Origin of the sequence: Oceanisphaera pacifica (genome assembly GCF_017498065.1) — a bacterium.
GTDB lineage: Bacteria > Pseudomonadota > Gammaproteobacteria > Enterobacterales > Aeromonadaceae > Oceanimonas > Oceanimonas pacifica.
The window spans coordinates 35,564-46,675 of record NZ_JAGDFX010000014.1 but is presented as its reverse complement, the minus strand read 5'-3'; the positions used below and the strand labels follow the sequence as shown (position 1 = coordinate 46,675).

Below are 11,112 nucleotides of genomic sequence, written 5' to 3'. Positions count from 1 at the left end.
TTTTAAGACAAGGACAAAAATTGATGAAGAAGTCGCTGGCTTCGGCCATATTTACCCTTTCGTTAGCGGCGGCTCCCGCTTTAGCCGCTGACGCCATTGTGGTGTCTTCTAAGATAGATACCGAAGGTGGCCTGTTGGGCAATGTTATCTATTTGGCGCTAAAAGAAGCTGGGCTTGAGGTAGAAAATCGTGCCCAGCTGGGCGGTACGCCCATAGTGCGCAAGGCCATTATTTCGGGCGAAATTGATATTTACCCAGAATACACAGGCAACGCTGCCTTCTTCCATAAGCAAGAAGAAAGCCCAGTATGGAGACACTTTCAGCAGGGTTACGAGCAAGCCAAGCAGCTAGATTACGACCAACATCAGCTGGTGTGGCTACCCCCCGCCAACGCTAATAACACTTGGGCCATCGCGCTGCGCCAAGATGTTGCCGATAACCACCAGCTACACACCATGTCTGACTTTGGGCACTACGTGAAACAAGGTGGCGAAATAAAACTCGCCGCATCGGCTGAGTTTGTGTCTAGCCCAGCAGTACTGCCTGCTTTTCAACAAATCTATGACTTTACGCTAGACGATAACCAACTATTAGTACTGGCTGGAGGTAACACGGCAGCCACCATTAAGGCGGCGGCACTACAAACCGACAATACTAATGCGGCCATGGTGTACGGTACCGACGGTGCCATCGCCTCAGTAGGACTAGTAGTCATGAAAGACAATAAGGGCGTGCAACCCGTCTACGCCCCTGCCCCCATAGTGCGTGAGCAGACTTTGCAGGCCCACCCAGAAATCGCCACTATTTTGGCACCTATTTTTCAGTCACTGAACGTGAAAACCCTGCAACAGCTCAACAGTCGCATCGCCATTGGTGGCGAAAGCCCCCAGGCCGTTGCTAAAAACTATCTGTCTGATAAGGGATTTTTACAGGATTAATGAATCCCAAATTGATTAAGTAACAGTCCTATTATCTGTACAGTGAATACCGAACGAAGGACTTGTTATTAACTGGCTAGTATCTGTGACTGACAAACCTTATCTATATTTCAGGAGTTTTTTTGACGTTTTCTAATTTGGACAAGGTGGGCAGCACGCTTGGGGTAGCCCTACTGCTGTCGTTGCTTGCCCTGCCCTTGGTTAGCCTGCAACCAAACCGCATAATGCCAGGTGAAAGCTTGAAGCTACTGGATGCCGCCAGCCTAGCAACGCTAGCCCCACTGCTAATATTGTTAGCGCTTACTAGCTTAATATCTCTATTCAAAACAGCAATTCCCACCCGAATGTTACTCACGTTAGCGACCTTGATAACGCTGATGTATATCGTCGGGTTCAGCGCATCTCTGCTATTGATGGAGGCCAACCCCTTAGCTCGCATTTCTCTTAACGGTGGCTTTTGGTTGGCCTTTTTTTGGCTGGTATTGCTGATCACCGATGCCACTATTAAGCTGGCGCTCGGGCCGCTGTCTCGGCTAGCACTGGTGGCGCTGATTATGGGCTCCCTGTTGCTATTGTTGGCCAGTGGCCACTGGGACTCGCTCTCGTTATTGCAGGAATACCACAACCAAATCAACTTCTGGGATCAGGCAGTTCGCCACTTGCAGCTAGCACTCGGCAGCATTGTGCCCGCTGTGTTAATCGGTATTCCGCTGGGCGTGCGCTGTCATCGCTCGGCCCGCCTAAAAGCGGCGCTGTTTCCGGTGCTGAATATCTTGCAAACCATCCCCAGCCTAGCCATGTTTGGGCTGTTGATGATCCCGCTGAGTATGCTGGCCACCGGCTACCCGATATTGGCCGAGCTCGGCATTCGTGGTATAGGCGCAGCCCCTGCAGTTATCGCGCTGTTTTTTTATTCATTACTCCCTATCGTAAGTAATACCGCGCTCGGTTTCGATCAAATTGATGCTAGCGTGCGCGACGCCGCCACCGGCATGGGCATGAGCCATAACCAGCGATTATGGCAGCTGGAATTTCCGTTGGCGTTGCCGGTTATTTTGACGGGGTTGCGAGTAGTGGTGACCATGAATATCGGCCTAGTGGCAGTAGCAGCGCTGGTCGGTGGCGGTGGCTTTGGTACTTATATCTTTCAGGGCTTGGGCCAAACCGCCACCGACTTAGTGCTATTAGGTGCAGTACCAACACTTATTTTGGCCTTTTTATTTGCCATGGTGATCGATACTCTAATAGCCCTGCAACGAGGCAACAAAGCATGATCGAAGTGAAAGCACTCAGCAAACAGTTTGGCGCACAAGTTGCCGTCAATAACCTTTCGTTCAAAGTAGATAGCGGCCAGTTCTGCGTATTAGTAGGAACATCCGGTTGTGGTAAGTCGACCATGCTACGCATGCTTAACCGACTGATAGAACCCAGCCAAGGGCAAATTTTGATCAAGGGCAAAGATGTCACTACACAGTCGCCAGAACAATTGCGCCGACGCATCGGCTACGTCATCCAGGGCATGGGCTTATTTCCCCATCGCACCGTTCAGCAAAACATTGCCACCGTACCTAAGCTGTTAGGCTGGAAAAAGCCAGAGATTGATGCTCGTGTAACCGAGTTGCTGACCTTATTCAAGTTAGATGCTGCTACCTTTGCCAGTAAATACCCTCATCAACTATCGGGCGGTGAACAACAAAGAGTAGGCGTGGCGCGAGCGCTGGCCGCCAAACCAGAACTACTGCTGATGGACGAGCCTTTTGGTGCCCTAGATCCGCTCACCCGAGAGCTGCTACAAGATGAATTATTAAAGGTACAGCAACTACTAGGGATCACCATTATTATGGTGACCCACGATCTAGAAGAAGCCATAAAAATGGCCGATGTGATTGCAGTAATGGATAAAGGCACATTACTGCAGCTAGACACGCCAGAAGCACTGTTGCGCAACCCTAAAGCTGGTTTTGTACAAGAGCTTGTCGGCGGCAGTGAGCGACCACTACGCTTGTTGAGCACCAAACAGGTCAGCCAGATCATGACAGCGCCAATAGCACAGGCAACTCACCCGCTGCCCTGTATTCATGCCGAGGCCAGCTTACGCGAAGCCATGGCATTACTGATTTGGGAGCAAGTAGAGCAGCTGCAGGTAGTCAATGTAGCAGGCCAAACCGTAGGCCAGGTTTCTCTGCATGACTTGTTACAACAAGGTGCACGAGTATGAAAATACCGGCCGTGCGTACTTGGTTAGGCCTAGGGTTGCCCATGCTGCTATTGCTGATAATGACCATCAATATAGAATGGCTGGCTCCTTTGTTTAATTACTTTGTCGACGAGCGCACGCCCGCCATTTATAGCCGCGACAGCGTCTTTAATTTATTGCTTTGGCATCTGGCTGCCGTATTTATTGCTATCTCCGCCGCCACTCTGGTCGCCCTATTCGCCGGAATTTGGGTGACTCGCACCAGTGGCAGAGAATTTTTACCGCTGGCGCGTGCCATCGCTAATTTAGGCCAGACTTTCCCTCCCGTTGCCGTACTCGCACTAGCGGTACCGGCGCTGGGCTTTGGTTTAACTCCCACCTTAGTGGCGTTGTTCCTCTACGGTATGCTGCCTATTTATGAAAATACCGTCACCGGTTTGCAGCAGGTACCCGAACGGGTATGTGAGGCGGCTCGCGGCATGGGCATGAGTCCACACCAACGATTATGGTCAATTGAGCTGCCACTGGCATTGCCGGTGATAGTGGCAGGCATTCGTATTTCATTAGTGATCAGCATAGGTACTGCCACCATAGGATCGACGGTGGCGGCGAAGGGATTTGGTGAGGTGATCATTGCCGGCCTGCTCACCGACAATATGGCCTTCGTACTGCAAGGCGGCATTATGGTGGCGCTGATGGCCATTATTACCGATTCACTATTACAGCACTTAGAGCGGCGGCTATCGCCAGCGGTAAGCCGTAAGCTTTAAGCGATCAGCAAAGACCAAAAAGCGGTGTTTATCTGACAGCTTACGGCTTCAAGCTTACAGCTGCCCGAAGGGCTCGTTAATGAATGGGCCTTTGGAGTATTGCTAGCAAGGCCTCGGCGGTGGCGGTGGATGACGCGGGGTTTTGCCCGGTTACCAACAAGTCATCCACTTCAACGTGGGGCTGCCAGTCGTCTGCTTTGTGATAATCACCGCCATTGGCTTTCAGCATATCTTCAACCAAAAACGGCACCACGTCAGTTAACCCAACTGCGGCTTCTTCGCTGTTACTAAAACCCGTCACCCGTTTGCCATTCACCACCGGCTGCCCATCAGGTCCTTTTACATCACGCAATACACCCGGCGCATGACACACCAAGCCTACCGGTTTATGAGCCGCAAACATGCCTTCAATAAGACGAATAGAGTCAGGGTTATCGACCAAATCCCATAACGGACCGTGCCCACCGGGATAAAAGATGGCATCAAATTCAGCAACAATAAAATCTTTTACCTCATGGGTACAAGCCAGCTGCGCCTTGGCTGCGGCATCAGCAAATAAACGCTCGGTGGCTAGGGTTAATGCCTCGGGCTCCACACTATTAGGATCAATTGGCGGCATATCACCCTGCGTGGTGGCCAGCATAATATCCGCGCCAGCATCTTTAAATACATAATAAGCTGCTGCAAACTCTTCAAGCCAAAGCCCAGTTTTCTTGCCACTATTACCCAACTGCTCATGTGAGGTCATCACCATTAATATTTCCATTTGGGTTCCTTAAAAGAAAGTAGACGCACTTATCAGCCTAGCTGATTATCTAAGAAGAAAACAAGCTGACCGTTTTACGCCATACGCCGTCAGCCAAAAAAAGGACAGCCTACATGTGTTGGCTGTCCTGTTAGTAGGTTATCAGTAGCTGACCGCTTACGGCTGACAGCTGTCCTGTTAGTAGATTATCAGTAGCTGACCGCTTATAGCTTACGGCTTACAACTGCCCAAAGGGCTAGGGTTTGGCTAAGCCTAAGTGACCACGCAGTGTGTTGGTCTCGTACTCAGTTCGAAATAAGCCGCGGCGTTGTAGTTCAGGGACCACTTGTTCAACGAAGTCTTCAATGCTGTAGGGCAGTGATGGTGGCATCAGATTAAAACCATCGGCCCCTTCGTTATTAAACCAGTGCTCCATTTTATCGGCTATTTGCGCAGGTGTGCCCACCATGGTGCAATGACCCCCCCCCGCGGCTAAGCGCCCCAATAGTTCTCGTACCGTGGGCTGTTCAGTTTCTATTATGCGCAAAATAGTACTATAACGGCCTTTAGGTCCGGTAAATTCCGACAAAGGTGGCAACTCTGGCATGGGCGCATCAAGGTCCCAGTTGGAGCAGTCTTGTTCAATAAACAAACCGAGCTGGCGCAACGAGGCCTCCACGGGCAGCATTTCATCTAGTTCACGCTGCTTAGCTTTGGCTTCTTGCTCGGTGGCCGCCACATAGGTCACCAAACCTGGCATGATGGGCACATCAACTTCTCGCCCTGCTTCTTGCACGCGACGCTTAATATCTCGGTAATATTCTTGTGCCGCTGGCAAGTCGTAGGCGACCGCATAAATAGCTTCGGCACGGCGCGATGCTAACTCTCGCCCTTGTTCAGAAGCGCCAGCTTGAAATAATACCGGATGCCCTTGGGGTGGGCGTGGCACATTCAGTGGGCCATCCACTAAAAAAAACTCACCATCATGGTGAATTGGCTGTACTTTATCAGGGTCGGCATAGTAGCCGGCACGGTCAAGCCTTAGGGCATCTTCAGCCCAAGAGTCCCACAGCTTAAGTGCGGCATCAACAAACTCATCGGCACGACGGTAGCGGTCGGCATGTACCGGCATTGCTTGATAGTTATGGTTACGCGCTTCCATATCAAACATAGATGTCACTACGTTCCAGCCCATGCGGCCGCCCGATATATGATCCAATGACGCCATCATACGAGCAGCGTGAAACGGGGTATAAAAGGTGCTAGAAACCGTACTGATCAGGCCGATGTTGCTTGTCGCGCGGCTCATGGCTGCCATGGCCGTTAACGGCTCTAAGAAAAAAGTGCCGCCATCTGCCACATTTACAGCCGCTTGGCCATCGGCAAAAAACACCGCATCAAATTTACCGCGCTCGGCAATTTGCGCTAACTCTTCGTAATAGCGAATATCCCCTAAACGCTCTACCGATGAGTTGGGATGACGCCAAGCGCCCTTATGATGACCACACCCCATAATAAAGAGATTAAGGTGCATCATGCGTTGCTTATTATTAGCAGTTGTCATTAGTTTTTCACCAAGCCGCCGTCTACCACCAAGTTTTGACCCGTGACCGAGCGTGACCAAGGTGAGGCAAAGAAAAGACAAGCATCAGCAAACTCAGCCGGTGTGGTTACACGGCGCAGCGGTGTGGCGGAAGCTATATAATCAAACACCTCTTCTGGGGTTGCCGCTGAGGCATCGGTCGTACGCAGTAAACCACCCGATACCATATTAACCGTTACTTGATCTGGGCCTACGTCTTGAGAGAGGGTGCGAGTAAGCGAAAGTAATGCGGCTTTCGCAGCTGTGTAATCGTGATATGGCACTACCGGGTTTTGAAATAAGTTAGTACCTACGTTAACAATACGACCAAAACCGGCTTCGCGCATGCCGGGCAAAGCGGCTTGTGTGGTATTCAGTGCGCCTTTTACTATGCCTTCAAACTGCTGCTGTACATTGTTCCAGCTAAGCTGATCGGCGTTTTCACGAGCATCACCATTAAAAGAAAATGCTGGCAGTGCATTATTGATAACTGTGGTGATGGGCTGCCCAAAGTGCGCTTTGGCCTTAGCAAATAAGGCTTGTACCGCGTCTGCATCGGTGACATCGGCCTGTAGCGCCAGCGCTTGTTCTGGGTAGTCGGCAGCCAATTGATTGGCTGCTTGCTCACTGGTTAAGTAGTTAATGACCACTTTGGCACCTTCGCGCAAAAAGGCGCGTACTAAGTGCTCACCTAAACCGCGGGCACCACCGGTGACTAATACTAACTGTTGGGGAAATGTTTGCGTTGCTTGTTGCATGGTTTTCAACCTCTAAGAGTCAGAGGCGAAGGTATGGGCAATCATTGCCGCGAGCCAAAAGGCAGACATCCCTTCGCCAGTATGAACTGGATCAGGTTCGACGGGTGTTATCTCAGCCAGGCATATTTGCTACCAGACACCCCGTGTCACTCGCTAGACCATAACATAACCCTACACAGAGCTGAAAGCCGTAAGCTGTCAGTCGAAAGATACATCAAAACATAACCCCTCCCCTACGAAAAGCCAGAGCCACCCTTTGTTCATTGCGAGGAGCGACGCGGCAATCCATCTAACAAGCAGCCCGAGCCGTACGCTTTACGCTCAGCGCTTTACGAAAAAACAAAACCGCAGTTTTTCTTTAACGTAACGCGGTCAGCGTTAGATGTAGCGCTTTCTTTTGAAATGGATTGCCGCGCTACGCTCGCAAAGACGAAATAAGGACGCATAACAATATAGTGCAAAGCCTTGACGTCCAACAGAGTATCTACGGGGATCTTTCAGCCATAATCGATCAGCTGTCAGTTAAATAAAAATACAACCTCGTCCTTAGGGAAGCCGCAAGCTCGTTATCAGCTGCACAAATGGTGTCTATTCTTTAACTGAAAGCTGACGGCTGATCGCTTAAAGCTCCAGAGAGTTTGGTTAATACCGGTAAGCCGTGGATAATGGAGTATGGATGTAATGGAGAACCCAACGCAATGAGCACCGCAACCACCTTAACCATAACCCGCCCAGATGACTGGCACTTACACTTGCGAGATGGCGAGCAACTTAAAGATACCGTTCGTGATGCCAGCCGTTACTTAGGTCGCGCACTTATCATGCCCAACCTACTGCCACCTGCCACCACTACAGAGCTGGCGCTGGATTACTACAACAAAATAACCGCCGTACGCCCACAAGGCAGTCAGTTTGAGCCATTAATGAGCTTATACTTAACGGATAAAACCGACCCCGAAGAAATTCGCCGCGCCAAAGCATCAGGTAAAATAGTTGCCTGTAAACTGTATCCTGCAGGAGCCACTACTAACTCAGACTCGGGTGTAACTGACGTAAAAAATATTTACTCGGTACTGGAAGTGATGCAAGAGACCGGCATTCTATTGTTAGTACATGGTGAAGTGACCGATGCCAACATCGATATTTTTGATCGCGAAAAAGTATTCCTCGATACCGTGCTGCCAGATGTAGTGCGTGACTTCCCGAACTTAAAAATTGTACTTGAGCACATCACTACAGAGCATGCCGTCAACTTTGTTGAACAAGCGGGTGATAATATTGCGGCCACCATTACCACTCACCACTTGATGTTTAACCGTAACCACATGTTGGTGGGTGGCATTCGCCCGCATTATTACTGCTTGCCCATATTAAAGCGCAACACACATCAGCAAGCTTTAGTACGCGCCGCCACCAGTGGTAATAAGAAGTTCTTTATGGGAACTGACTCAGCACCGCATTTTCAGCAAAATAAAGAAACCGCTTGTGGTTGTGCTGGCGCCTACACTTCTCACGCCGCCGTTGAGCTGTATGCCGAAGTGTTTGAAGAAGCTGGCGCACTGGATAAGTTAGAAGCCTTTACCAGCCACAATGGCCCCGACTTCTACGGCCAACCCCGCAACCAAGACACTATTACCTTAGTGAAAGAGTCTTGGAGTGTACCCGACACTTTGCCTTTAGGCGGCAATAAACTGGTACCCATTCGCGCCGGTGAAAGTATTAGCTGGATGGTGAAATAATCGGCTGTAATGAGTGAGGCGTAAGGGGTAAAGCGAACAAGCAAACACTTAACTTAAGCGCCTAGCTAGACAAAAAGCCTCAAACCTATGGTTTGGGGCTTTTTTGTGGAACAACATAAAGCCGAAATGCGAGAGCAAGCGTTCGCCGATAAAAAGGGCCAATACTCTTCATTAAAATAAGTGACCCCGACGAAAAGCCAGAGCGACGTCCTTTGGTCATTGCGAGGAGTGCAACGACGCGGCAATCCATCTAACAAGCAGCCGTACGCTTTACACTGAGAGCCTGACGAAAAAAAACAAAATCGTAGTTTTTCTTTAACGTATGGCGTACAGCGTTAGATGTAGCGCTTTCTTTCGAAATGGATTGCCGCGCTACGCTCGCAAAGACGAAATAAGGGCCGCATAACAATGTAGCGCAAAACCTTGACGTCCAACAGAGTATCTACAGGATTCGGATCTTTGCCCTAGATTTTACCAATAAGGCTCCCTTCAGATCTGATCACTATCTTTTCGTGCTCTTCCGTGATTCTCATAACAAAGAAGCGTTGCAGAAGTAGTCTCGGTGTTGGTTTTTCTCTTAGCTTGGTGCTATCTCGTCCCCTTCACGCCCACTCTTCACTTTTTTAGATATTTGACAAGCATCATATTTATTCTTACTCTCTGGAATATTCCTAGGGGGGCCTAAGGTGTTGTAAATAGCATCGAACTTGGCTGAGATTCCGCTATTTGCAGCGGTAACCCTTCGAACCTGATCCGGGTAATGCCGGCGAAGGGAAGGAAATGACTGATCCTCACTCTCCCCTGCGCGGCTTATTATTACTCGGCATACTATCGCCCATATAACCGTCAATGACTGACAGTAATCATGATGCTTGCCTACTTTAGGCAAAGGGAGAACACATGCTAAGTATGACTGAAGCCATTCTCTGGCTCTGCTTTTTTGCCGCTTTTTTTGCCATTCCCGGCCTCTATTATGCGCGCCACCAACAAGATAACCTTGAAAGCTTTATTGTGGCGCGTAATAGCCAAGGTGGGCTGGCGACTATGTTAACCTTACTCGCCACCTCATTAGGCACCTGGATTTTATTTGGCCCTGCTGAAGCCGCAACTTGGGGAGGAATTGGCGCCGTCACCGGTTATGCTCTGGGCTCTTTAGCCCCTCGCTTTATGATGATCCCCTTAGGTAAGCGCCTGCGTGAACTGATCCCAGAAGGTCACACGCTGACGGAGTTTGTACTGCACCGTTACGGTAAAACTATGTATTTATTCGTGATGGTAATCATGATGTTTTATATGTTCATCTCACTAACGGCGGGCTTAACGGCGATTGCCAAAATGGTAGAGTTGCTTGCTCCTGTGCCTTTATGGATAACGGCCAGCATAGTAATGGTAGCCACCCTGCTCTATACCTTATACGGCGGCTTACGCGTCACTATTTTTACCGATCGCGTACAAATGCTGGTGATACTGCCCTTTTTGCTACTACTGATTATGTTTGGCTGGCAAGCCATTGGCGGCATTGCACCCACTGTTAGTGGGCTAAAAGAAAAAGCTCCCCAACTGCTTAACCCTTTTGATATGTCTGGTTTTAAATCGGGTCTTACCTTCTTTATTGCCGTGGTACTCACAGGGCTATTTTACCAAGGAACCTGGCAGCGTATTTTTGCTGCTCAAGACAATAAAGCCATTCGTAACGGTTTTATTGTGAGCGGTTTAGTCAGCTTTGTATTTATCTTTATTATGGGCTTGTTTGGTTTGGCCTTTGTTGGGTTAGAGCTACCCGGCAGTGGCTCAGTCGCTTTGTTTAACGTCTTGCTATCTAATGTTCCGCTTTGGTTTGCAATTGGCCTGCTACCTTTTGGTCTAGCACTTATTATGAGTAGTGCCGACTCAACCATCAGTGGTATTTCCAGCATGATGGTGGTGGATTTGCGCCGTATGTTACCCACATTTAGTGCGAACCGATTGCTGGGCTTATCGCGCTGGCTAATTGTCTTACTCTCTATTCCGGTGCTATTAGTCGCCTCACAAGGCTTTAGTGTGCTGTATTTATTCTTGTTAGCCGACCTACTCTGCTGTGCAGCAGCCTTCCCTGTGTTCTTTGGCTTTTACAGTGCTCGCTACCAAAGCTATAACGCCGTGTTGAGTACTGCAGCTGGTTTGGTAGCAGGTTTGTGGCTGTTCCCTGCACCAGGAGCTGAAATTAACTACCTACTTGAGTCTTTCTTATTAGCAAGCTTAGTACCGGTACTGGTTTCTATTTTGCTACTACTCATACCGACTCAGCAGTTATTTGATTTCTCAATTTTACGCCAACGTATTCGTAGCTTTGAAAACTAATCGCTCATAAATAACACATAAAGCCGACCGCTAGGTCGGCTTT

The 11,112-nt window shown here is 49.4% G+C and carries 9 protein-coding genes and 2 riboswitches; of the genes, 6 read left to right on the top strand and 3 right to left on the bottom strand.

Annotated elements, in window-relative coordinates:
• Positions 1-23: 23 nt before the first annotated feature.
• The 4 genes from osmF to J3U76_RS11810 all read left to right on the top strand — a co-directional run bounded on the left by osmF (position 24) and on the right by J3U76_RS11810 (position 3,905).
• On the top strand, positions 24-938 hold the full coding sequence (gene osmF, locus J3U76_RS11825) for a glycine betaine ABC transporter substrate-binding protein OsmF (protein WP_208006182.1): 915 nt from the start codon (positions 24-26) through the stop codon (positions 936-938).
• Positions 939-1,060: 122 nt separating this feature from the next.
• Complete coding sequence (locus J3U76_RS11820) at positions 1,061-2,212, top strand: ABC transporter permease (RefSeq protein ID WP_208006181.1); 1,152 nt, start codon at positions 1,061-1,063, stop codon at positions 2,210-2,212.
• A complete protein-coding gene (locus tag J3U76_RS11815) occupies positions 2,209-3,156 on the top strand; it encodes an ABC transporter ATP-binding protein (RefSeq protein ID WP_208006180.1) in 948 nt (315 codons plus the stop codon). Before J3U76_RS11820 ends, J3U76_RS11815 begins: the two co-directional genes overlap by 4 nt.
• A complete protein-coding gene (locus J3U76_RS11810) occupies positions 3,153-3,905 on the top strand; it encodes an ABC transporter permease (RefSeq protein ID WP_243454234.1) in 753 nt (250 codons plus the stop codon). The genes J3U76_RS11815 and J3U76_RS11810 overlap by 4 nt, the downstream gene beginning before the upstream one ends.
• Before the next feature lie 76 nt (positions 3,906-3,981).
• Here the strand turns inward: J3U76_RS11810 and J3U76_RS11805 are convergent, their stop codons facing one another.
• From J3U76_RS11805 to J3U76_RS11795, 3 genes are all read right to left on the bottom strand, one after another.
• On the bottom strand, positions 3,982-4,671 hold the full coding sequence (locus tag J3U76_RS11805) for a type 1 glutamine amidotransferase domain-containing protein (protein ID WP_208006179.1): 690 nt from the start codon (positions 4,669-4,671) through the stop codon (positions 3,982-3,984).
• A gap of 235 nt (positions 4,672-4,906) precedes the next feature.
• Positions 4,907-6,214: an LLM class flavin-dependent oxidoreductase gene (locus J3U76_RS11800; protein ID WP_208006178.1), complete on the bottom strand. Its 1,308-nt coding sequence runs from the start codon at positions 6,212-6,214 to the stop codon at positions 4,907-4,909.
• Positions 6,214-6,990, bottom strand: a complete 777-nt coding sequence (locus J3U76_RS11795; RefSeq protein WP_208006177.1) for a 3-oxoacyl-ACP reductase — start codon at positions 6,988-6,990, stop codon at positions 6,214-6,216. Before J3U76_RS11795 ends, J3U76_RS11800 begins: the two co-directional genes overlap by 1 nt.
• A 51-nt stretch (positions 6,991-7,041) precedes the next feature.
• Positions 7,042-7,144, bottom strand: a riboswitch (TPP riboswitch).
• Between the two features lie 544 nt (positions 7,145-7,688).
• Here J3U76_RS11795 and pyrC point away from each other — a divergent pair.
• Both pyrC and J3U76_RS11785 read left to right on the top strand, forming a co-directional pair.
• On the top strand, positions 7,689-8,729 hold the full coding sequence (gene pyrC, locus J3U76_RS11790; protein WP_208006176.1) for a dihydroorotase: 1,041 nt from the start codon (positions 7,689-7,691) through the stop codon (positions 8,727-8,729).
• A gap of 663 nt (positions 8,730-9,392) precedes the next feature.
• Positions 9,393-9,521, top strand: a riboswitch (TPP riboswitch).
• 108 nt (positions 9,522-9,629) lie between these two features.
• The gene (locus tag J3U76_RS11785) at positions 9,630-11,069 is read left to right on the top strand and encodes a sodium:solute symporter family transporter (RefSeq protein ID WP_208006175.1); all 1,440 of its coding nucleotides are present in this window, start codon (positions 9,630-9,632) and stop codon (positions 11,067-11,069) included.
• Positions 11,070-11,112 lie beyond the last annotated feature (43 nt).

What these genes read in the sequence shown, in the direction of transcription:
- J3U76_RS11815 (WP_208006180.1), top strand. Translation starts at nt 2,209, where the DNA reads ATGATCGAAGTGAAAGCACTCAGCAAACAGTTTGGCGCACAAGTTGCC.
- J3U76_RS11800 (WP_208006178.1), bottom strand. Translation starts at nt 6,214, where the DNA reads ATGACAACTGCTAATAATAAGCAACGCATGATGCACCTTAATCTCTTT.
- J3U76_RS11785 (WP_208006175.1), top strand. Translation starts at nt 9,630, where the DNA reads ATGCTAAGTATGACTGAAGCCATTCTCTGGCTCTGCTTTTTTGCCGCT.
- osmF (WP_208006182.1), top strand. Translation starts at nt 24, where the DNA reads ATGAAGAAGTCGCTGGCTTCGGCCATATTTACCCTTTCGTTAGCGGCG.
- J3U76_RS11810 (WP_243454234.1), top strand. Translation starts at nt 3,153, where the DNA reads ATGAAAATACCGGCCGTGCGTACTTGGTTAGGCCTAGGGTTGCCCATG.
- pyrC (WP_208006176.1), top strand. Translation starts at nt 7,689, where the DNA reads ATGAGCACCGCAACCACCTTAACCATAACCCGCCCAGATGACTGGCAC.
- J3U76_RS11805 (WP_208006179.1), bottom strand. Translation starts at nt 4,671, where the DNA reads ATGGAAATATTAATGGTGATGACCTCACATGAGCAGTTGGGTAATAGT.
- J3U76_RS11795 (WP_208006177.1), bottom strand. Translation starts at nt 6,990, where the DNA reads ATGCAACAAGCAACGCAAACATTTCCCCAACAGTTAGTATTAGTCACC.